The following is a 22,777-nucleotide window of genomic DNA, read 5'->3' as shown; positions in this document are numbered from 1 at the left end:
GGCGTAATCTTCGGAGCCTACCAGATGAAACAAGTCGTTACGCTTGGCCTAAAGGAGCCCCCATGTACTGGACAGAGTTTTTGACCGTCGCCCTGATTCACCTGCTTGCCGTGGCAAGCCCGGGTCCGGACTTTGCCGTGGTGGTGCGTGAGGCCGTGACCCACGGTCGTCGCGCCGGGACCTGGACGGCGCTGGGTGTCGGCTCGGCGATCTTCCTGCACGTGGGCTACTCGTTGCTCGGTATCGGCCTGATCGTCTCGCAGTCGATCATGCTGTTCAACGCGCTGAAATGGCTGGCGGCCGCCTACCTGCTGTACATCGGCTTCAAGGCCCTGCGCGCGCAGCCGGCGAAACCTGCCACTGAAAACCTGCACAAGGAAGCCGGCGAGCGCACCGCACGCGGCGCATTTACCTCAGGTTTCGTGACCAACGGCCTGAACCCTAAAGCCACGCTGTTTTTCCTGTCGCTGTTTACCGTGGTGATCAACCCGAATACACCGCTGGCGATTCAGGCCGGTTACGGTGTTTACCTGGCAGTGGCCACCGCAATCTGGTTCTGCCTGGTGGCGATGCTGTTCAGCCAACAGCGCGTACGGGCCGGTTTTGCCCGCATGGGCCACTGGTTTGACCGCACGATGGGCGTAGTGCTGATCGCCATCGGCGTGAAGCTGGCCCTGACCGAGATGCATTGATCCACTCTCGGAAACAAATGCTGGCGCAAAGCTAGCATTTGTACGGCTCTGCAAATCATCCCTTTGGCTGATTTAGCTGGCGCTCCGGCTGACTAAAGTGCTTATCTTTTCAGTCACGACCGTGTAGTCAGATAAAGGGATGCTTATGTTGGAGACGCGCGTTATTCCGCCAGCCGAAGGCGCTTATCAATACCCGCTGTTGATCAAGCGATTGCTGATGTCCGGCAGCCGTTACGAGAAAACCCGCGAGATTGTCTACCGCGACCAGTTGCGCTACAGCTACCCGACCCTCATCGAGCGTGTTGCGCGACTGGCCAACGTGCTCACGGCGGCCGGGGTCAAGGCCGGGGATACCGTGGCCGTGATGGACTGGGACAGCCATCGCTACCTCGAGTGCATGTTTGCCATCCCGATGATCGGTGCGGTGATCCACACCATCAATGTGCGCCTGTCGCCCGAACAGATTCTCTACACCATGAACCACGCCGAGGACCGCTTTGTGCTGGTCAACAGCGAGTTCGTCGGGCTGTACCAGGCGCTTGCCGGGCACCTGACCACGGTCGAGAAAACCCTGCTGCTCACTGATCTGCCGGAAAAAACCGCCGACCTGCCCAACCTGGTCGGCGAGTACGAGCAACTGCTGGCTGCCGCGAGCACCCAGTACAGCTTCGAAGATTTCGACGAAAACTCGGTGGCGACCACCTTCTACACCACCGGCACCACCGGCAATCCCAAGGGTGTGTATTTCACCCATCGGCAACTGGTGCTGCACACCATGGGCGTGTCGACGATCATGGGCAGCATCGACAGCGTTCGCCTGCTGGGTACCAACGACGTGTACATGCCGATCACCCCGATGTTCCACGTGCATGCCTGGGGCTTGCCGTACGTGGCGACCATGCTTKGGCTCAAGCAGGTTTACCCCGGTCGCTACGACCCGGAATACCTGGTGGAGTTGTGGCGCAAGGAAAAGGTCAGCTTCTCCCATTGCGTGCCGACCATCCTGCAAATGGTCCTCAACGCCAAGGCCGCGCAAGGCACGGATTTCGGCGGCTGGAAAATCGTCATCGGTGGCAGCGCCCTGAACCGCGCGCTGTATGAAGCGGCCAAGGCCAAGGGCATTCAGTTGACCGCCGCCTATGGCATGTCGGAAACCGGGCCGCTGGTGTCCTGTGCTCACCTTAACGATGAGCTGATGGCCGGCACCGAAGACGAACGCACCACGTATCGCATCAAGGCCGGCGTACCGGGGCCCTTGGTGGAAGCGGCGATCATCGACGCTGACGGCAACTTTCTGCCGGCCGACGGCGAGTCCCAGGGCGAACTGGTGCTGCGTGCACCGTGGCTCACCGAAGGTTATTTCAACGAACCCGAGAAGGGCAAAGAGCTCTGGGCCGGGGGCTGGCTGCACACTGGCGACGTGGCGACCCTGGACGGCATGGGGGTGATCGACATCCGTGACCGGATCAAGGACGTGATCAAGACCGGTGGTGAGTGGATTTCCTCCCTCGACCTCGAAGACCTGATCAGCCGTCATCCGGCGGTACGCGAAGTAGCAGTGGTCGCTATCCCTGACCCGCAATGGGGCGAGCGCCCGTTTGCCTTGCTGGTACTCCGTGAAGGCCATGCGATAGGCGCCAGGGAACTCAAGGAACACCTCAAGCCTTTCGTCGAGCTGGGGCACCTGAGCAAGTGGGCTATCCCGAGCCAGATCGCCCTTGTTACTGAAATTCCCAAGACCAGTGTCGGCAAGCTCGACAAGAAGCGTATCCGCGTCGACATCGCACAATGGCAGGCCAGCAACAGCACCTTCCTTTCGACGCTTTAAGCGTCCTTTGCCGGGCCCGAAAGGGCCCGGCAAGCCCACCAAGCAAGCGCTTGGCTTGTTTATTCAAAAATTTCAGCCATCCTTGCCGGGCCGACATCTGTCGGATTGGCAACAGGACTGTTCCAGTGTGGTGGGGGCTGCAAATCACACTTTAGAGGGATCAAGCAGTACTACCTGCTGGCTATAGTCCGCTCAAGGATTTTTAAGAACGGGGCAAACGCACAAAACGGGGCGATGCAACTTTGAATGACTTCGGGACGACATGGGCTCCCCGTTATTCAGAGCGTTTTTAGAAGTGCTCAATGCCATAACAATAAAAGCACATGGAGTAGCGTCGATGACATCAATAAACCAGTTCTGGCGCCGGGCGAAACTGCCTCTGGCAGTCAGTCTCGCCTCTACGCTCGCCGGGCCTGCCTTCGGCGTCAGTTTCAACGTCGGTGAAATCGAAGGTCAGTTCGACTCGTCCCTCTCCCTGGGCATGAGCGTGTCCACCCAACAGCCGAACAAGAACCTGATTGGTGTCAACAATGGTGGCAAGGGCCTGTCCCAGACCTCCGATGACGGCCACTTGAACTTCAAGAGCGGGCAAGCCTTTTCGAAAATCTTCAAGGGCATCCATGACCTTGAACTGAAATACGGCGATACCGGCGTCTTCGTGCGCGGTAAATACTGGTACGACTTCGCGCTGCAAAACCAGGACCTGGAATTCAAGAACGTCAGCAATGACGGACGCAAGGAAGGCGCCAGGTCGTCGGGTGGGGAAATCCTCGACGCTTTCGTCTACCACAACTACTCCATTGCCGATGAGCCGGGTTCCGTGCGCTTGGGCAAACAGGTGGTCAACTGGGGTGAAAGTACCTTCATCGGTGGCGGCATCAACTCGATCAACCCGATCGACGTGTCTGCATTCCGTCGCCCCGGTGCCGAGATCAAGGAAGGCCTGATCCCGGTCAACATGTTCTACATCTCGCAAAGCCTGACCGAGAACCTGTCGGCTCAAGCGTTCTACCAGATCGGCTGGGACCAGACCGTTGTCGACAACTGCGGTACCTTCTTCTCCCAGCCAGACATCATTGCCAACGGTTGCACCGATAATCTGCGCGTACTGAACAAGCGTTCGACCATCCCGGCCGTCGCCTTGGGGCCATTGGCCGCGAATGGTGTCGACGTCAACGAAGAGGGTGTACTGGTGCGTCGTGGTCGGGACCGCGAGGCGAGCAACGGCGGCCAGTGGGGCGCGGCCTTCAAGTACATGTTCGATCCGCTGGACACCGAGTTCGGTGCCTACTTCATGAACTACCACAGCCGCGCGCCGATCTTCAGCGCCACCGGTGCTCCGCAGTCGGTCTACAACGGCGTCAAGGCCTTGCCAGCAGCGTTCCAGGCATTGGGACCACTGGTGGTCGCCGGCAACTCGCAGTATTTCGTMGAGTACCCGGAAGACATCCGCCTTTACGGTCTGAGCTTCTCCACCACCCTGCCTACCGGTACGGCGTGGAGCGGTGAGATCAGCTACCGGCCGAATGCGCCGGTGCAGTTGAACTCCACCGATATCCTGTTCGCCGGGGTTCGTCCGCTGGGTGGCGCGCTGACCAACGCTTCGTTGCTCCAGGGTGTTCCAGGGGAAGACCTGCACGGCTATCGCCGCAAGGAAATCACCCAGATCCAGACCACCTTCACGCACTTCTTCGATCAAGTCATGGGCGCCCAGCGTCTGACCCTGGTGGGTGAAGTCGGCCTGACTCACGTCGGTGGCCTGGAAAGCACGTCCGATGTCCGCTATGGCCGCGATCCGGTCTTCGGCCCAGGCGAACTGCCCGCCACGGGTGGTCTGGACACCTGCTCGCAGATCCTCAACACCTCCACCATCAATGGTGCCGGGGCAGGCGCGGCAACCAACAACCGTAGCTCCAACTGCAACAACGACGGCTTCACCACCGCCAACTCCTGGGGCTACCGCGCCCGCGCCATCTGGGAATACCCGGACGTCTTCGCCGGCGTGAACCTCAAGCCCAACGTCGCCTGGTCCCATGACGTCAGCGGTTACTCGCCAGGCCCTGGCGGCAACTTCGAGGAAGGTCGCAAAGCGGTCAGCCTGGGTCTCGATGCCGAGTACCAGAACACCTACACCGCGAGCCTCGCGTACACCAACTTCTTTGGCGGCAAGTACAGCACCGTGGATGATCGCGACTTCGTTGCGCTCAGCGTCGGCGTGAACTTCTAAGCACTGCATCTTCAGGACGAACAAGAATATGAAAGTAACCAAAAGTCTGTTGCAAGCGGGTGTCCTTGGGCTTTCGCTGCTGGCAACCGCGGTCATGGCAGCGGTTCCGGCTGCTGAAGCGGACAAGTTGGGCAAGAGCCTGACGCCGATGGGCGCGGAAATGGCAGGCAATGCCGATGGCTCGATCCCGGCCTGGAAACCCATGCCGAAAAACGCCGGCACCGTCGACAGCAAGGGTTTCCTGTCCAACCCGTATGCCAGTGAGCAACCGCTGTTCACCATCACCGCGCAAAACGTCGACCAGTACAAAGACAAGCTGGCGCCGGGCCAATACGCGATGTTCAAGCGTTACCCGGACACCTTCAAAATGCCGGTTTACCCGTCTCATCGCGGCGCGACCGTGCCGGATCAGGTGTTCGCCTCCATCAAGAAGAACGCCACCAACACCAACCTGGTGTCTGGCGGCAACGGCTTGGAGAACTTCGAAACCGCCGTGCCGTTCCCGATTCCGAAAAGCGGCGTCGAAGTCATCTGGAACCACATCACCCGCTATCGCGGTGGCAGCGTGACCCGTCTGGTGACCCAGGCCACGCCGCAACCGAACGGCTCCTACAGCCTGGTGTACTTCCAGGATCAGTTCGTGTTCCGCGACAAGATGAAGGATTACGACCCGAAAAACCCGGGCAACATCCTGTTCTACTTCAAGCAGAAAGTGACCGCGCCGGCGCGTCTGGCCGGTGGTGTGCTGCTGGTGCACGAAACCCTCGACCAGGTGAAGGAACCGCGTTCGGCGTGGGTCTACAACGCCGGTCAGCGTCGTGTGCGTCGTGCCCCGCAAGTGTCCTATGACGGTCCGGGTACCGCTGCCGATGGCCTGCGTACTTCCGATAACCTGGACATGTACAACGGTGCACCGGATCGTTACGACTGGAAGCTCGAAGGCAAGAAAGAGATGTACATCGCCTCCGACAGCTACAAGCTCGACTCGCCGGCGCTCAAGTACGACGAAATCATCAAGGCCGGTCATATCAACCAGGACCTGGCGCGTTACGAACTGCGTCGCGTCTGGCATGTGGTTGCCACCCTGAAGGAAGGTCAGCGTCACATTTATGCCAAGCGTGACTTCTACATTGACGAAGACACCTGGCAAGCCGCGGTCATCGATCACTACGACGGTCGTGGTCAACTCTGGCGTGTGGCTGAGGCGCATGCCGAGAACTACTACGACCAGCAAGTGCCGTGGTATGCCCTGGAAACCCTCTACGACCTGCAGTCCGGCCGCTACCTGGCACTGGGCATGAAGAACGAAGAGAAACGTGCGTATGACTTCGGCTTCACCGCGAGCACCAGTGATTTCACCCCGGCTGCACTGGCTCAGGACGGCGTTCGCTAACGTGTCGTAACACAGAGGCCGCATCCTCGAAAAACGCCCCGACTGGTTCGGGGCGTTTTTTTTGTCTCAAAAAAAGATCGGTGCATCACCAGCCCCGAAACTTTTGTTCGTAGTCTTTTTGTAGCCATTTGTAGCAGGAACCTTCAATCCGCTCCGGTTTACCGCTAGTCTGCGGACATCTGCAATGCCGACAACAGCACCTGAACAAGAGTTGGCTATGACTGACCTGTTGCGAATCCAAAGGCCATCCGGCGCGGCAATGCCTGTGCTGGAAGGGCGGTTTTACCGGCCCCCCTTGCCCGACAGCTATGTGCTGCGGCCTCGTCTGTGCGAGCGGCTGAGTGCCGGGTTGCAAGGGCGATTGCTGTTGGTCAGCGCGCCGGCGGGGTTCGGTAAAAGCTCATTGGCGGTGGAGTTCTGTCAGAGCCTGCCGGCGCATTGGCAAAGTCTCTGGCTGGGGTTGAGCCCGCGCGACAATGACCCCGGGCGCTTCCTCGAACGGCTGCTTGAAGGCCTGCAAAACTATTATCCACAGCTGGGCAGCCAGGCCCTTGGCCTGCTGAAAATGCGTCAACGCCATCAACCGTTCGCCTTCGAAGAATGGCTGGACGGGCTGCTCGACGAGCTGGCCATTCACCTGTCACCGAGCACGCCGTTGCTGCTGGTTCTGGATGACTACCATCTGGCCCAGGGCCCGGTGCTCGATCGCTGCCTGCAATTTTTCCTCAATCATTTACCCGAAGGCCTGCTGGTGCTGGTGACCAGTCGCCAGCGTCCCGACTGGCACCTGGCGCGTTTGCGCCTGTCGCGGCAATTGCTTGAGTTGAGCGAACAGGAACTGCGCCTGACCCACGACGAATCCCTGGCGCTGCTTGATCGACACAGCAGTTCATTGCGCGGCGAGGCGCTGGAGAGTCTGATCCAGCGCAGCGAAGGCTGGGTTGCGGGGCTGCGTTTCTGGTTGCTGGCCGCCTCCGAAGCGCGCAATGGCGGCGCGTTACCGCAGCCGTTGCACGGTGGCGAAGGCTTGATACGCGACTACCTGCTTGAAGAAGTCATCGACTGCCTACCTGCCGAAGTGCAGTCGTTTCTGTACGACACCGCGCCACAAGAACGCTTTTGCAGCGAGCTTTGCGACGCCGTGCGCGAAGCCCATGACAGCGCCGAGATCCTGCGCTTTCTGCTGTCCCATCAAGTGTTCCTGGTGCCGCTCGACCAGCACGGTCATTGGTACCGTTATCACCATCTGTTTTCCGATCTGTTGCGCAGCCGGCCGACCGCCAATGCCATGGTGCCCACCGCCAGCCTGCACCTGCGCGCCTGCCGCTGGTTCAATGCCCAGGGGTTGCTCGATGAAGCGGTGGAGCAGGCATTGCGCGCCGGGCACCTGGATGTAGCGGCGAACCTGGTGCAGAACCTTTCCGAAGAACAGCTGCTGGCCGAACAGAACGTCGGCATGCTGTTGCGCTGGAAAATGGACTTGCCCGACAGCCTGCTGATCAGCACCCCGCGGCTGATCGTGCTGTACAGCTGGGCACTGGGGCTGGCCTGCCAGCTCGATGCAGCTGAAGAGTTGGCCAGCCACCTGAGTCGCTTCCTGCCGGCACCGTCGGCCACCGCGCAGAAATCCATGCTGGCGCAGTGGCTGGCGCTCAGCGGGATCATCGCCCGTGGTCGCGGCCAGCGTGAACTGACGCTGCTGTATTGCACCGAAGCGCTGGAGAGCCTGCCGCACAAACGCTACGGGCAACGCTTGATGTGCCTGTCGACCTTGTCCAACCTGGCCATCGCCGACGCGGACCTGTGGCGCGCCCGGGGCTTGAACCGCGAATCGCTGGAGCTGGCGCAACGGGTCGGTAATCCGCTGTTCGAGGCGCTGGCCCATTACGACCGCGCACGGGTGCTGCAAGCGCGCGGGGAAATTCTTCGCTCGCTGGATGAAGTGCATCAGGGCCAGCAACGTTTGCAGGGTCTGTCGTCGCAGCGGTTGTATGCGATTCGCGCACGCCTGACCTTGTACGAAGGTTTCCTGCTGACCCTGCGCCTGCAACCCGAAGCCGGGCTGGCGCGTTTGCGGACGGGGTTGAATGAAGCGCGGACCTGTCGCGATATCAGCGTGTTGATCGGTCATTGCGTGATCGCCAAGCTGGAAGGCTGCAACGGCGAGTTCGCCCGGGCGTTTGCCGAACTGGCCGAGGCCGAACGGCTGATGCACATCTGGGACGTGCCGCCGATTTACTACCTGGCAATGATCACGCTGGTGAAATGCGAGCTGTGGCTTGCTCAGGGGCGCACCGACCTGGCCGAAGCCTGGCTGGCGCGACTGGGCCAGACCTACAACGGCGAGCAAGCGGCGGCGCCGCCGGAGTTCCATCCGCAAATGCCGCTGCACATCGAATTGCAACAAGCGCTGCTGGAGTCCATCCAGGGGCAGCCAATGCTGGCGGAAGGGCGGTTGAACGCACTGCTGGAACATGGGCAGAAGACCGGAAGGCAGATGCTCAGCGTGATGGCGTTGAGTCAGAAGGTGGCGCTGCTGCTGAACAATGGCCGTGAACCCGAAGCGCGCGAGGCCTTGGGGCAGGCCTTCGAGGCGGCGGCCGGTGGCGTCCTGCAACCTTTTGGCGGGTTACTGCGCGAACGCCCGGACTGGTTGCGCGAACAACTGGCGCAGTGTCCCGCCGGTGCCCTGCGTGAGAGCCTGCTCGAGCGCTTGCCGCAAGTCGCTGCCCGCGAGACGGTTGAGCCGCAGCACCCCGGTGAAGCGCTCAGCGCCCGCGAACAGGCAGTCCTGCAATTGATCGCCCAAGGCTGCTCGAACCAGGAAATCAGCGATCAGTTGTTCATCTCGCTGCACACCGTCAAAACCCACGCCAGCCACATCAACAGCAAACTCGGTGTCGAACGCCGTACCCAGGCCGTGGCTCGGGCCAAGGAATTGGGCTTGTTGGCGTAACGCCCAGCGATCAGGGGCGGGCCTTGGCGGTCAATTGCTCCCGGCAATAATCGGCAAACAACTGCGCCGGTTTGGTCAGTTGCCCGCGTTTGAGCCAGGCCGCTACCAACCCGGAACCGGTGACATCTTCGACAATGTCGACGCACACCACTTTCTGCCCGTCGTAGGTGCATTCCGAATGCGGTCGGGTGACCAGAATCGAAAAACCGAAACCCTGGCCAACCATCCCGCGCACCATCTCGATCGACGGTGAGCTGAAAGCAATTCTGGGCGTCAATCCGAGTTCTTCAAACAAACTGACGAAGTAGGTTCGGCTTGGCTGCACGTCGAGCAGAATCATCGGTTCCAGGCACAGGTCACGCAGGGACACTTGCGCTTGCTGGGCAAAACGATGATCGGCCGGCAGCAGTGCGTAAGGCCGTTGCGCCGGCATCAGGGGTTCGGTTTCGATGGTGGCGTCCAGGTCGTGCTCGTAAAGGATCGCCAGATCGAAAGCGCCCGAGGTCAGGTTCTGTACCAGCTCTTGCTGCTCGCCGTCGCGGATGCGGATTTCCACCCCCGGATACAGCGCCGAGAACCCGGCAATCAATTGCGGCAGGTACAACGGCGCGACCGTTTCAAAGCAGCCGATATCGATCTGCCCGGACACCACGTCGTTGTCGGCCAGGGCGTTCTGTTCGAACTCCTTGGCCATGCGCAGCAACTCCTGAGCCTTGCGGTAGAAGCGTGCGCCGCTGGGCGTCAGGGAAACGCCCTGGGCGTGGTGACGAATCAGCAGTTGCACGCCAAAGCTGTTTTCCAGGCCCTTGATCGCCGTGGAAATCGACGGCTGGGCGATGTACAGCTTACGCGACGCCTCGGCGACGCTGCCGCATTCGACGGTGGTAATGAAGTACTTCAATTGACGCAGATTGTAGGCAGCCACAGCAAACCTCGGGGTGGATGGATTCGACGCCAGTCTCGACAGTCGAACCCAAGCAATTTGCGCACCGCCCTTATCCACTGGGGCGACGGTTTTGTTGTGCTTGAACAATAACCACATGGCGCGCACGCAGGGAGTTTAGCTACCCAGTTTTTTCATCGCCTGCGACCACATATTTACTATTTTTCCCCTGCTGCAGCCTGAGCCACCATCGATTGCACAATAAAAAGTCCAAGGAGCATCCGAACGTGTTCGAGCTTGAATATTGGCAAGGCCAGGCCGCCGCGCTGCAGTTTCGTACGCAGGCCTTGATTGAGGGCAAACAACGGCCGGCGCAGTCCGGGCAAACCTTTACCGCGATCAACCCGGCTACTGGCGCTGTTCTCGCCGAGGTGGCGGCATGTGGCAATGAAGACGTCGACGCAGCGGTGATCAGCGCGCGACAGGCGTTTGAGTCGGGCGTGTGGTCGGCGCGTTCGCCCGGTGAGCGTAAACAGGTGCTGCTGCGGTTGGCCGAGCTGATCATGGCCAATCGTGAAGAACTGGCGCTGCTCGATTCGCTGAACATGGGCAAACCGGTGATGGACGCCTACACCATTGACGTGCCAGGCGCCGCCGGGGTGTTTCGCTGGTACGCCGAAAGCCTCGACAAACTCTACGACCAGATTGCGCCCAGTGCGCAGAACGTGCTGGCGACCATCACCCGCGAAGCCCTTGACGTGGTGGCCGCGGTGGTGCCGTGGAATTTTCCGCTGGACATGGCCGCCTGGAAACTTGCACCAGCGCTGGCCGCCGGCAATTCGGTGATCCTCAAGCCGGCCGAGCAATCGCCATTCTCCGCCTTGCGTCTGGGCGAACTGGCGCTGGAAGCGGGTGTGCCGGCAGGCGTGCTCAACGTGCTGCCGGGCCTCGGTGAACAGGCCGGCAAGGCCTTGGGTTTGCACCCGGACATCGATTGCCTGGTGTTCACCGGATCGACTGAAGTCGGCAAATATTTCATGCAGTACTCGGCGCAGTCGAACCTCAAACAGGTGTGGCTGGAGTGCGGCGGCAAGAGTGCCAATCTGGTGTTCGCCGATTGTCAGGACCTCGACCTGGCGGCGCAGAAAGCCGCGTTCGGGATCTTCTTCAATCAGGGCGAAGTCTGCTCGGCCAACTCGCGGCTGCTGGTGGAACGCTCGATCCATGACGAGTTTGTCGAGCGTCTCAAGGTCCAGGTCGAGCGCTGGCAGCCGGGCGATCCGCTGGACCCGTCTAGCACGGCCGGGGCAATAGTCGACAGCCGGCAAACGGCGCGAATCATGAAATTCATCCAGCAGGCTGAACGCCAGGGTGCGAAGCGTGTGTGCGGCGGTCAGCAGTCGATTTTCAACGGTTCGGACAACTTCATTCAGCCGACGATTTTTACCGGCGTGACGGCGGACATGCCGCTGTTTCGCGATGAAGTGTTCGGCCCGGTGTTGGCGGTCACGGCATTCGATGACGAAGCCAGCGCACTGCAATTGGCCAACGACAGCGTCTATGGTTTAGCCGCATCGTTGTGGACCGACGACCTCAATCGTGCTCACCGCGTGGCGCGGCAATTGCGCGTCGGGACGGTGTCGGTCAACAGCGTCGATGCGCTCGACGTAACGGTGCCTTTTGGCGGCGGCAAGCAGTCCGGTTTTGGCCGTGACCTGTCGCTGCACTCATTCGATAAATACACCCAGTTGAAGACCACCTGGTTTCAACTGCGCTGACAATAAAAACGGAGAACTGGCGATGACCACCCCACGTGAAACCCGCGACTACCAGGCCGCCGATGCTGCGCATCACATCCACGCGTTCGTCGATCAGAAAGCCCTCAACGACGAAGGGCCACGGGTGATGGTCCGTGGCGACCGCCTGCATCTGTGGGACAACGACGGTCGGCGTTATCTGGATGGCATGTCCGGATTGTGGTGCACCAACCTCGGTTACGGGCGCAAGGACCTGGCCGCTGCGGCGAGCCAGCAACTGGAGCAGTTGCCGTACTACAACATGTTTTTCCACACCACCCACCCGCAGGTGATCGAACTCTCCGAGCTGCTGTTCAGCCTGCTGCCGGGGCACTACAGTCACGCGATCTACACCAACTCCGGCTCCGAGGCCAACGAGGTGCTGATCCGCACGGTACGGCGCTACTGGACAATCCTCGGCAAGCCCGAGAAGAAAGTCATGATCGGCCGCTGGAACGGTTACCACGGCTCGACGTTGGCCGCGACGGCGCTGGGCGGGATGAAGTTCATGCATGAAATGGGCGGGATGATTCCGGACATCGCGCACATCGACGAACCGTACTTTTTCGCCCACGAAGGCAACCTCACGCCGGCCGAATTTGGTCTGCGGGCGGCGCGGCAACTCGAAGAGAAGATTCTTGAACTGGGTGCCGACAAGGTTGCCGGGTTCATCGCCGAACCGTTCCAGGGCGCTGGCGGGATGATCTTTCCGCCAGAGAGTTACTGGCCGGAGATTCAGCGGATCTGCCGCAAATACGACGTGCTGCTGTGCGCCGATGAAGTGATCGGCGGCTTCGGTCGCACCGGTGAATGGTTCGCCCACGAGCACTTCGGTTTCGAGCCCGACACCTTGTCCATCGCCAAGGGCCTGACCTCGGGTTACATCCCCATGGGAGGGCTGGTTCTGTCGAAAAAAATGGCCCAGGTGTTGGTGGAGCAGGGCGGGGTATTCGCCCATGGCCTGACCTATTCCGGGCACCCGGTCGCGGCCGCAGTGGCGATTGCCAACCTCAAGGCCTTGCGCGATGAAGGTGTGGTCACGCGGGTCAAGGACGACATCGGCCCGTACCTGCAAAAGTGCCTGCGCGAAGTGTTCGGCAATCACCCGTTGGTTGGTGATATCCAGGGCGTGGGCATGGTCGCGGCCTTGCAGTTGGCCGAGGACAAAACCAGCCGCAAACGCTTCGCCAACGAGAACGACATCGCCTGGCGCTGCCGCACGATTGGCTTCGAAGAAGGGGTGATCATTCGCTCCACAATGGGACGAATGATCATGGCCCCGGCGCTGATTGCCACGCGTGAAGAAGTGGATGAACTGGTCGGCAAAACCTTGCGGGCGGTGGATCGTACGGCGCAGGAATACGGCCGGCTCTGAGATTGCTGGAAGGTCCTGCGGACCTTATCGCGAGCAGGCTCGCTCCCACATTGGAATTGTGTTGAACCCGATTAATGAGTTCGACACGAAACCCCTGTGGGAGCGAGCCTGCTCGCGATTGCTTTCGCCCATTCAACACATTCCTCACCGCTTGCACCCACCCCGCGCACCCCCGCCCACGGCGCCCTTTTGCAGTGCGCGCTACCGAGGTTTTTCTTCATTCGCAGCGACATATTTCCTCGTTTTCCTATGGCCTTCCTTGGGCCAACATCAACCTCGCCAGTCAGCCGAACGCTGACCACCTCAAGGTCCATTCAGAGACCGCTTGCTGTACCTGTTCGAGGCCACTGGCCGTACTGCCCAAGACAAAACTAAATCAACAGCTGTGGGAGTGCTCCATGATCAAGTCCTTGCTAACCCGTTTCGCTCAGCCACTCGCGATCACCGCCATCGCTGCCGGGGTCGCCACCAGCGCCCAGGCCGGCACCCTGTCCATCGGCCACACCACGTGGGTCGGTTACGGCACCCTCTACCTCGCCCAGGACCTGGGCTACTTCAAGGAGAAAGGCCTGAGCGTCGAACTGCCGGTGGTGGAAGAAGCCTCGATGTACATGGCCGCCCAGGCCTCGGGCCAGTTGTCCGGTTCGGCCTCGACCATCGATGAAGTGCTCAAGTATCGCCCGCAATTCTGCTTCAAAGCGGTAGCGGCTCTGGATGACAGCCATGGTGGCGACGGTGTGTTGGTGGGCAAGGACGTCATGAGCCTGCAAGAGCTCAAAGGCAAGGCCGTGGCGGTGAACGAAGGGTCGACCTCGCAGTTCTGGCTCTCGTACCTGCTGAAAAAGAACGGCATGAAAATGAGCGACATCACCGTGCAGAACATGACTGCCGACGATGCCGCTACCGCGTTCATCGCCGGTCGCGTGCCGGCCGCCGTGACCTGGGAACCCCATCTGTCGATGGTCCGTGACAAGAAGCAAGGCAAAGTGCTGATCGACAGCAGCACCACTCCCGGCGTGATCGTCGACGTGGTCGCGCTCAACTGCAACGTCATCGAGAAACAACCGGAAGACGTCAAAGCCCTGGTCGCCGGTTTGTACAAAGCGGTGAAATACACCCAGGACCATCCGGACGAGGCTTACGCAATCATGGCCAAAGGTGTCGGCGGTTACCTCGCCGATCCGAAGGAGCTGGCCGCGGCTGCCAAAGGCGTGCGCTTCTACGATCAGGCCATGAGCGAAAAACTCCTCGGCTCGCCGGGCAAGCCGGGTGACAGCGCAGCGCTGATCAAAATCGCCAATGAAACCGCCAGCGAACTGCAAGGCAAGCCCTATAACGTCAGCCACGACGAACTGGTCGACAACCGCTTCGTCAGCCCGCTGTAGGAGGTGGCCATGTTCAAGCGAAATTCATGGTTGAGCCGCTGCATCACGCCCAAGACCGGCTTGCCGGTCAAGGTGATCTGGAGCGCCAGCGGCCTGGCCTGGGTGCTGCTGGTCGGCCTCTGGGCCGGGTTGTCGTACGGCGGCGTGGTGCCGGGCATGTTCCTGCCGACACCCGGCGCGGTACTCGATGCCGCTGTGCGCCTGGCGCGCGACGGCACACTCGGGGTCCACGTTTGGGCGAGCCTGGAAGTGGTGATGGTCGGCTTCATCGTCTCGTCGCTGGTGGCGGTGCCGTTGGGGTTGCTGATGGGCAGCTTCCGCATCGTCCAGGCGTTCCTCGAACCGATGGTCAACTTCATCCGCTACCTGCCGGTGACCTCCTTTGTGCCGCTGTTCATCCTGTGGATCGGCATCGGCCTGGAGCAGCGGGTCTCGGTGATCATCTTCGGGGTGTTCTTCCAGCAACTGGTGATGATTGCCGATGTCTCCAAAGGCATTTCCAAGGACCTGATCAACGCCTCGTACACCCTCGGTTCCAACCGCCGCGACGCGGTGCTGCATGTGATCGCCCCGGCCTCGTTGCCGGGTGTGCTCGACACCTTGCGCGTCACCATGGGCTGGGCCTGGACGTACCTGGTGGTCGCCGAACTGGTGGCCGCTTCCAGTGGCCTCGGCTACCTGAGCCTCAAAGCCATGCGCGGCTTTCAGGTGGATGTGATCTTTCTGGCGATCGCGATCATCGGCCTGCTGGGCCTGGTTACCGATCAACTGTTCCGTTTCCTTCGACTGAGGATCGCCGCATGGGCTCAGTAACTGCCGCCAATCATCGCTTCACCACCCCCACTGCAGCGCCGGTGCACGCCGCGCCACGGCTGCAAGTGGACAAGGTCAGCCTGCGTTACCAGAAGCCTGACGGCGGGATCTTCACCGCGCTGGAAAAGGTTTCGTTCGAAGTACCGGACCAGCAATTCGCGGTGCTGGTCGGGCCCTCGGGCTGCGGTAAATCCAGCCTGCTGTACCTGACGGCGGGCCTGGCCGAGCCCACCGAAGGCGAGATCTACGTCGGTGGTCAGCACGTCGAAGGCCCCGGCGCGGATCGCGGGATGGTCTTCCAGAGCTACACGTTGTTTCCCTGGCTGACCGTGCGGCAAAACGTCGAGTTCGGCCTCAAACGTCGCGGCATGCCGGCGGCCCAGCGCAAGGAAATCGTCGACTACTACGTCAACGAAGTCGGCCTGACCGGCTTCGCCGACAACTACGCCAAACAGCTCTCCGGCGGCATGATGCAGCGCGTGGCCATCGCCCGCGCCCTGGCCAACGACCCGCAAATCCTGCTGATGGACGAGCCCTTCGGCGCCCTCGACAGCCAGACCCGCCTGCAAATGCAACAACTGCTGTTGCGGGTCTGGGGCAACAGCAAGAAGACCGTGCTGTTCGTCACCCACGACATCGACGAAGCGATCCTGCTCGGCGACCGGGTTTATGTGATGGGCGCGAGACCCGGGCGGATCAAACAGATTCTCGACGTGCCGATCGAGCGACCACGCACGCTGGACATGGTCATGGAGCGCTCGTTCATCGAGATGAAGCGGGAGATCTTCGGCTTGCTGCATGACGAGTTGGAGGAGGCGCATTAATCGGCTGCCCGCCAGGTGCGCGTAAGGCGGGCCAGATGGCGGATATGAGATTTGGTGAAACACACGACCCGTAGCAGCTGCCGAGCCCGCGAGGCTGCGTTCGAGGACAAAGTCCTCGCAAATCCTGCATACGCGGTTTACCTGAGAGAACGCGTTGCCTGATTTTACGACCGCTTCGCGGTCGAACGCAGCCTCGCGGGCTCGGCAGCTGCTACAGATTGAGCTGCTACGGATTGAGTTGTTGCGGCGCCTGAACCGAGAAATTCAGGGTGACCGTGAAGCGGTTCTTTTCCGGCGCGACCTCGATGTGCCAGCCCAGTTTTGCGCAGAGCTGGTGCATCAGTTCGAGCCCGAGGCCGTAACCGAAATCGGTAGACTCCTGATGCTGCGGGGTGTCGCGTATCCGGTTGACTATGCGCAGTTGCAGCTGTTCGAAGGTAATCTCGACGCTGCCATCGTCAGCGTATTGCAGGGCGTTGCGCAGGAAGTTACCGACAACGATGCGGCACGCGGTCAGGGGCAGCCGGCAAGGCTCGTCGCTGATGCGCAGGATCAATTCGATATCGCGTTTGCCGATCAGGTAGCGGTGTTCCTGGATCAGTTCATTGAGCAACTGGCGCATGTCGAGTGGTTCTTCCGGCAGCGCTTCCGGGCTCTCGCGGCTCATCCACAACAACGTCTCGGCAATCCGCTGCATGTTCAGCACCGAGCGCTCGATCCGCTGCAAAGGCGGCGGCAGTTCGCCGCCGGACTGCACCGCGAGCAATTCCACGTTGGCCTTGAGCACCGCCAGCGGCGTACGCAGTTCATGACTGGTGTAGCGCAGCAGACGCTCTTCACGCAGGCTCGCGGCTTTAACCTGTTGCACGCTGTGGGCCAGTGAATCGGCCAGCACATTGAACTCGCGAAAGATGAAATGCGGCCGGCCATACGGCGCCCCACCGAGGCTTTCCAGGCGGGTCGACCATTGCGTCAGCCGACCCAGCGGCCGGACCACCCACCACACCAGCAGGGCGATGATGATCAGCGCGGGAATAAACACCGCCAGACCGATCATGCTGATCATCGCCAACTCGTGTTCCAGGTAGGCATCGGACAACGGCGTCTCAACCACGCCACCTGCTTCATGGTCGTGGTCGGTGTCGTACATATACAGCGTTTTACCGTCGTACAACGGGTGGATCAGGATGGCCGTGCCGTCATCCTCGTCGTCGGATTCCATGTCGCCGAAGAACTGCACGGCGCCGAAGACCAATGTCGGCGTGGTGTCGAGCAGGTCCCGGATGTTTTTCGGCAAGGCTTCCTTGCCGATAGCACTCTTGACGAAGTAGTTATCGGGCGGCGGGGTCGTCGGGTCTTGCCGGTAATGCCGGGCGAAGTATTGCGCTTCCTCTTCCATCATCGCGCTGGCGGTAAACAGAAACCCGCGCATGGTGTACACCGGCAGCAACTGGTTATAGATGATCAGTACCACGGCAATGATCAACAGCAGGCTGCCGCTGATCACCCACTTCAGGCTCAGGCCTTTGCGCATGTCGCCCCCAATTGAACGCCGACACCGGGCAAGGTGTGGATCAGCGCCACGTCGAAGTCTTTGTCGACCGCCTTGCGCAGACGGTGCATGTGCACCTTGAGCGTGTTGCTGTCCGGCAATTCGTCACCCCAGATTGCCGCTTCGAGACGCTCGCGATTAACGGCGGCGGGGCTGGCGCGCATCAAACATTCGAGCAACGTCCAGCCGGTCGGTGACAGGTGCAATTCCTGACCATTGCGACTGACCTTGCGGGTTGAAAGGTCCATGATCAGGTCAGCGACTTGCAAGCGGCTGGCCTGGCCACTGCGGCGCAAGCTCAGGGCACGAATCCGTGCAACCAGTTCCGGCAGCTCGAACGGCTTGACCAGATAATCGTCGGCCCCGACCGAGAAACTGGCGAGTTTGTCGGCCAGGGCATCCAGCGAGGTAAGCATCAGGATCGGCGTCTGATTGCCCTGTTCGCGCAGCTTTTTGCACACCTGCTGGCCGTCCAGGCGCGGCAGCATGATGTCCAGCAAGATCACGTCATAGTGCTGAGCAAGCGCCAGGTTCAAACCCATTTGCCCATCATTGGCGTGGTCGCAGACGATCCCGGTGATTTCCAGGTACTCGATGACAGTGTTCGCCAGGTCGATGTTGTCTTCGACCAACAACAGATGAATATGCACGCACAGACCTACGGTTTTTCACTAGTGGGGCAGAGGATAGCGGAGTTACCTTGCGTCGCGACGATGTTCACCTGACGTTAACCCGCTGCTCCTTATCGTGACGGCGTGTTTCAACAACAGGACCTCGACATGCAACCCGCAGGCTCGGAAAAGGAAAGCGACCACTACACCGCACAGTTTATTTTTTGCTTGCTGCTGGTGCTGGGCATCGCCATTGGCATGGCCATCTACATCTCCCAGCTGAATGCCTGGATCGACAAGAGAAGAGCCTATTCAACCCCCCACTCGTTTGAGTGCGGCAGAGGGCAGGGCGTCTTCATCATCGACCCCAGCGGCAAACGCCGTGATTGCTATTTTGTTGAAGAGACCGAGGACGCTGAGGATCAATAGCGCCAAACGCCGGTGGCATCAGCCCGCGAATTTCAATCGCAAGAAACGTAGTTCTTGCGTTTGAATCCGCAATTACTCTGAATACGTCCTCTGACACAGATGAACGATCGCCTTCAACGTCCAGCGACGTCTGAAGCTACTGTCGGATCAAGGAGTCAACCATGTCGTACGTGTTCAAACTGATGAAATCCCCCGTCGGCACCCTCACCCTGGTCGCCAAAGGCAGCAAGCTCTGCGCGATCCTGTGGGAAAACGAAAAGCTCAACCGGGTACGTCTCGGCCCCTTGCACGAAGATATCCACAGCCCGGTGTTGCTGGAGGCTGAGCGCCAACTCAATGAGTACTTTGCGGGTGAGCGTGATTGCTTTGAGCTGGAACTTGATTTTGCCGGGACGGAGTTTCAGCAAAAGGTTTGGCAGGCGTTGCTGACGATACCGTTTGGGGAGACGCGCAGTTATAGCCAGATTGCGGTGCAGATTGGTAACCCGAAAGCGGTTCGGGCGGTGGGGGCGGCGAATGGGAAGAATCCGATTTCGATTGTTGCACCGTGCCATCGGGTGATTGGAGCTTCGGGGAGCTTGACCGGGTTTGCGGGTGGGTTGGGGGCGAAGCAGTTTTTGTTGGGGTTGGAGGGGAAGGAGACGTTGCAGTTGGCGTTTTGATGGGGAGAGATGTTGTTGTGGGTGCAGCAGCCGGTTATCGCGGGGCGACTTGGCTAACTGAATATCTCAAGGAGTGAGGAGGGTTATGAGTTTCTTTAGTCGTATCAAGACCTTTGTAAGGCAAGACCCCAAGGAACAAGTTGTCGGGTATTCCATATCAGAGCTCAAATCAGTTTTTACTGAGCCTTTGCTGCACACGACCCACACTCAGTCTGGCCAGCTGAGGGCGGTGTCTTTGGATGATGCAGGTATTCAAGCTTATTACGCTTCGCTCCTGATCGATGGAAGCGACATTCATACGTTTTTGGCGATCGTGGAATCAAGCTTCAAATGTGTAAACAAGAAAATATTCAACGATCTACCCGTGAAGCGGTATGAGATTGCTCAAAAGAGTGAGCACTTGATTTTTTTTGTATCCACTAGAGAATTCAACTCTGTCACTGTACGGCTGGTGACGAATAGTACTGACCTCTTGAATGCTATTCATCGTGAGAAATTCGCCGTACCTCCACCCTGGATAGCCTTTGAGGGGTACAACCCATCATGGTGGGGTGGAAACATGCAGGGTGATCAGGGCTATTACAATGATGACTACTTCATGCCGTTCTTCACAAGTTTAAGAGAAATAGAAAGGCGAGTTTATTACGCAAGGTACAATGCGACGGATGAATGGGTAAGCAGTTTGGGGTTGATGTGCGGCGAGTGAGGTCAGCAGCTGCGCTTAAGGGATTTATCTGTCTGCTGATGTGGTTGAAAAGAGGGTGGGTTTGACTTTATAAGAGGAATGGAAGTTTGGCGTGTTTGTTTGTGAGGTGGACTGGTGCATAAACACAGCTATTAGGTTTTTCGAGTTATTTCAAGTCGGCGAGAGTGACTAACTCTTGGACTATGACTCGTAAGTCTCCAATAAGCCTTTCGATGTCTTGGCGCTGGGCGATGAAGCGGCGGCTGTGTGCTGACATGTCACCTACATCTTTTAGTTTGGGGAGGGCGTTTTTTGAGTTTTTACTTAAATTCCATGTTTTTTCGGTGGTCAGTGCATTTATTAGTTCTTTCAGGTAAAAGAAGTCACCGTTAGTGTTCTGGATTTTTGAAGCGATTCCATGTTTTTCGAATACTTCGATTATTAACGTCTCCACCAAACGGCGAATCATTACTGCTGATGCATCGTACCATCCACTCGAATAAGCTCCATTGATCTGGTGGACAAGTCTTTCTAGATAGCCTCGAGTATTTCGAACAAGCGAGAAGTAAATGATGGACTCCTCAGGACTCGAAGCTCCCTCTTCAGGTGGAGGGTTTTTGGCACGAATGCTATCTCGTAGTTGTCGTATTTCAAATATTGCGCTCTTTATGTCCATTAAAATCAGCCCTTGAATGGCAGATGCTTGGCCATGCTCTCAAAAATCTTATCTATTTGCTCCGGGCTGCTATCTGGTGAAATATGGATTTGGATGTCTACGTGCAGCTTTGGACGGAACCCACTTTTACCTCCAGGCTCTTCGTTAATAATGTATTCATCTGATGGTGGTTTGGGTTCGGGAGTGTGTGTAGTAAAGCTTGCAGTCTTAGATGGCTTAGCAGATGGTTGCACTGATTTTCTTGGTGTTTTTTGAGTTTTTTCAGAAGGTCCGACTTTGGGGGTGGCTCCATTCTGCTCTTTCGTCTTCGTAAGATCGGCCTCCAGCAATAACATGTATGTGCTGGTGTAAGCTCTAGCGGCGGCTTGGCCGACTTTCGTGGATCTCGCGAACCAGTTCTCGATGTCTCTAACGTTGGCGTTGTTATCGTGAAATAAATCTCTAAGCTCTTGTGGGTAGATGCTCTCAAATATTGTTCTGCATACCTCAGAGTACTTTTTATCGTCCCGCCAATCATAAGCGACATCGGTTGGCTTACCGTTATCATCAATCAGTCCGAATGTCCGAAGCGGAGGTATGATATTTGCGCTAGCAGACGACTCACTCATGCCGAGAGCGCTGGCAATATAGCTGGGTGAAACCTTCTCTGGGGTTCGCTGTTTGAACTTCTCGCGTAGCAGAAACCAGTTGCCACGCGGAATCTTTGGGTAACCTTTTTTCTTTTCCTCGGCCATTACCTTTCCCTGTGTTGATAAGGTCAATTGGTCCCGCGAAACGGGTGCATCAATACCTTCTCCTCAACATGCTAGCTTACACAATGGATGTGCACTCAATTCCGGCAGATTTTGGCTGGTTTCTGTCTTTCGCGACCGGCTGAATTTGAGGTTTTATGGGGACATCCATTGACCAGTTCAGTCCTAGGAAACGACTACAAAAAACTCGATTCTAGAAGAATCTTCCGACAGCTTTTCAAGGTTGCCGGGTGGGAAGGTCTGTGGATAACCTCCGGGTGTCGCTGCCAATTCAGCGGCCGGGTTTAGCGACCCGAACAGGTATAGGTGCTACAGCACCCCAAAACTTTGTTGCAGGTGTTTTTTTATGCCCGCAATATCGCGTCTTGGCGGCTGTGCGTGGGAGACCTTCGGGTCTGCCGGGCTCCTATACCCCCGGTTCGCTAACCTGCGTACGGTCGCCACCTTTACTTGTTTAGCGACGAGTCACGGTGGTTCCAACTCAGGTATAGGAGATTCACCATGCACAAGGTCACTCCAAATCCACCAGAAACCCCAAGCACTTCCCCTTACGCCTCCACCGATTCCAAAAAACTCCACGACGCTGCCGAGCGGGCGCTGGATCATTACCTCAAGCCGCCGTTTGTTGAGGCGCCGCTGTCCGATAAGCGTCCTTCCAATATTTTTACGGTGATTCCTGATCTGGATAACGAGACGCTGTTGGCGCATGCCTCGGAAACGTTGGCGTCGTTGAATGTGCTGGCCAGTGATTTGGCGTTTGAGCTGGAGGGCACGCGTCGGCATGTGGCGTTGGCGATTCAGCAGATGATTTCGTTGGGGGAGTTGTTGGTGAATCGGGCGTTGGATAATTTTGATCAGCCGGAAGAGCGGTAGCACTGGGTTCTGAAGACAGAGTGCTTCTGTGGCGAGGGAGCTTGCTCCCGCTCGAGCGCGTAGCGGTCGCAAATCCAGCAAGCGTGGTGTGTCTGGTGCAACTCGATTGCAGGTTTTGGGGCTGCTCCGCAGCCCAGCGGGAGCAAGCTCCCTCGCCACGGGTTGAGTGTTCAGTGAAATCAAGCGGCGCGTTCTTTCAGGCATTCCGTGTATGCAGGATTTGCGAGGACTTCGTCCTCGAACGCAGCCTCGCGGGCTCGGCAGCTGCTACGGGGGAAAGTGTCGATCCTGAAATCCCTTGTCATCGGTATCGAACGGCATCCCCCATTTGGATTGTCCGTTTTGTAACAGGACAGCAATCGGCG

General features: G+C 58.8%; 19 protein-coding genes. 14 read left to right on the top strand and 5 right to left on the bottom strand.

Annotation, left to right across the window (positions count from 1 at the left end; genetic code table 11):
* The first annotated feature begins 62 nt into the window (after positions 1-62).
* From AC1DIH_RS23485 to AC1DIH_RS23465, 5 genes are all read left to right on the top strand, one after another.
* Positions 63-692: a LysE family translocator gene (locus tag AC1DIH_RS23485; protein WP_477773467.1), complete on the top strand. Its 630-nt coding sequence runs from the start codon at positions 63-65 to the stop codon at positions 690-692.
* 145 nt (positions 693-837) lie between these two features.
* Positions 838-2,520 (top strand): fatty acid--CoA ligase, encoded by a 1,683-nt coding sequence (locus AC1DIH_RS23480; RefSeq protein ID WP_477773466.1) that lies wholly within the window; start codon positions 838-840, stop codon positions 2,518-2,520.
* Between the two features lie 337 nt (positions 2,521-2,857).
* Positions 2,858-4,747 (top strand): DUF1302 domain-containing protein, encoded by a 1,890-nt coding sequence (locus AC1DIH_RS23475; protein ID WP_477773465.1) that lies wholly within the window; start codon positions 2,858-2,860, stop codon positions 4,745-4,747.
* 28 nt (positions 4,748-4,775) lie between these two features.
* A complete protein-coding gene (locus AC1DIH_RS23470; protein ID WP_477773464.1) occupies positions 4,776-6,140 on the top strand; it encodes a DUF1329 domain-containing protein in 1,365 nt (454 codons plus the stop codon).
* Between the two features lie 217 nt (positions 6,141-6,357).
* Complete coding sequence (locus AC1DIH_RS23465; RefSeq protein ID WP_477773463.1) at positions 6,358-9,096, top strand: winged helix-turn-helix domain-containing protein; 2,739 nt, start codon at positions 6,358-6,360, stop codon at positions 9,094-9,096.
* Positions 9,097-9,106: 10 nt separating this feature from the next.
* Here AC1DIH_RS23465 and AC1DIH_RS23460 read toward each other — a convergent pair whose 3' ends face one another.
* Entirely contained in the window at positions 9,107-10,021 is a 915-nt protein-coding gene (locus tag AC1DIH_RS23460; protein WP_054598237.1) for a LysR family transcriptional regulator, read from the bottom strand.
* A 245-nt stretch (positions 10,022-10,266) separates the two neighbouring features.
* On the opposite strand from AC1DIH_RS23460, the gene AC1DIH_RS23455 reads away from it, so the two are divergent.
* The 5 genes from AC1DIH_RS23455 to AC1DIH_RS23435 all read left to right on the top strand — a co-directional run bounded on the left by AC1DIH_RS23455 (position 10,267) and on the right by AC1DIH_RS23435 (position 16,172).
* Positions 10,267-11,757 (top strand): aldehyde dehydrogenase, encoded by a 1,491-nt coding sequence (locus tag AC1DIH_RS23455; protein WP_477773462.1) that lies wholly within the window; start codon positions 10,267-10,269, stop codon positions 11,755-11,757.
* A gap of 22 nt (positions 11,758-11,779) precedes the next feature.
* The gene (locus tag AC1DIH_RS23450; protein WP_477773461.1) at positions 11,780-13,150 is read left to right on the top strand and encodes an aspartate aminotransferase family protein; all 1,371 of its coding nucleotides are present in this window, start codon (positions 11,780-11,782) and stop codon (positions 13,148-13,150) included.
* 398 nt (positions 13,151-13,548) lie between these two features.
* Positions 13,549-14,535, top strand: a complete 987-nt coding sequence (locus tag AC1DIH_RS23445; RefSeq protein WP_477773460.1) for an ABC transporter substrate-binding protein — start codon at positions 13,549-13,551, stop codon at positions 14,533-14,535.
* Positions 14,536-14,544: 9 nt separating this feature from the next.
* Entirely contained in the window at positions 14,545-15,348 is an 804-nt protein-coding gene (locus AC1DIH_RS23440) for an ABC transporter permease (protein ID WP_123424996.1), read from the top strand.
* Complete coding sequence (locus AC1DIH_RS23435) at positions 15,336-16,172, top strand: ABC transporter ATP-binding protein (protein WP_427531391.1); 837 nt, start codon at positions 15,336-15,338, stop codon at positions 16,170-16,172. The genes AC1DIH_RS23440 and AC1DIH_RS23435 overlap by 13 nt, the downstream gene beginning before the upstream one ends.
* 226 nt (positions 16,173-16,398) lie before the next feature.
* On the opposite strand, the gene AC1DIH_RS23430 is transcribed toward AC1DIH_RS23435, so the two are convergent.
* Both AC1DIH_RS23430 and AC1DIH_RS23425 read right to left on the bottom strand, forming a co-directional pair.
* Entirely contained in the window at positions 16,399-17,706 is a 1,308-nt protein-coding gene (locus AC1DIH_RS23430) for a sensor histidine kinase (protein WP_477773459.1), read from the bottom strand.
* Entirely contained in the window at positions 17,691-18,374 is a 684-nt protein-coding gene (locus tag AC1DIH_RS23425) for a response regulator transcription factor (RefSeq protein WP_477773458.1), read from the bottom strand. Before AC1DIH_RS23425 ends, AC1DIH_RS23430 begins: the two co-directional genes overlap by 16 nt.
* Positions 18,375-18,503: 129 nt before the next feature.
* Here AC1DIH_RS23425 and AC1DIH_RS23420 point away from each other — a divergent pair, with 129 nt between their 5' ends.
* From AC1DIH_RS23420 to AC1DIH_RS23410, 3 genes are all read left to right on the top strand, one after another.
* Positions 18,504-18,764 (top strand): hypothetical protein, encoded by a 261-nt coding sequence (locus AC1DIH_RS23420; RefSeq protein WP_477767998.1) that lies wholly within the window; start codon positions 18,504-18,506, stop codon positions 18,762-18,764.
* Between the two features lie 161 nt (positions 18,765-18,925).
* Positions 18,926-19,426: a methylated-DNA--[protein]-cysteine S-methyltransferase gene (locus tag AC1DIH_RS23415; protein WP_477773457.1), complete on the top strand. Its 501-nt coding sequence runs from the start codon at positions 18,926-18,928 to the stop codon at positions 19,424-19,426.
* 85 nt (positions 19,427-19,511) lie between these two features.
* On the top strand, positions 19,512-20,132 hold the full coding sequence (locus tag AC1DIH_RS23410; protein WP_477773456.1) for a hypothetical protein: 621 nt from the start codon (positions 19,512-19,514) through the stop codon (positions 20,130-20,132).
* A gap of 145 nt (positions 20,133-20,277) precedes the next feature.
* On the opposite strand, the gene AC1DIH_RS23405 is transcribed toward AC1DIH_RS23410, so the two are convergent.
* Entirely contained in the window at positions 20,278-20,787 is a 510-nt protein-coding gene (locus tag AC1DIH_RS23405) for a hypothetical protein (RefSeq protein WP_477773455.1), read from the bottom strand.
* 5 nt (positions 20,788-20,792) lie between these two features.
* Positions 20,793-21,521, bottom strand: coding sequence for a DUF5343 domain-containing protein (locus tag AC1DIH_RS23400; RefSeq protein ID WP_477773454.1), 729 nt, complete (start codon positions 21,519-21,521; stop codon positions 20,793-20,795).
* Between the two features lie 519 nt (positions 21,522-22,040).
* On the opposite strand from AC1DIH_RS23400, the gene AC1DIH_RS23395 reads away from it, so the two are divergent.
* Positions 22,041-22,412, top strand: coding sequence for a DUF6124 family protein (locus AC1DIH_RS23395; protein ID WP_477773453.1), 372 nt, complete (start codon positions 22,041-22,043; stop codon positions 22,410-22,412).
* The last annotated feature ends 365 nt before the right edge of the window (positions 22,413-22,777 follow it).

Source organism: Pseudomonas sp. 05N36, assembly GCF_056397385.1.
Note: the sequence above shows the minus strand (reverse complement) of the source record. Positions and strands in the feature narration are given on the sequence as shown.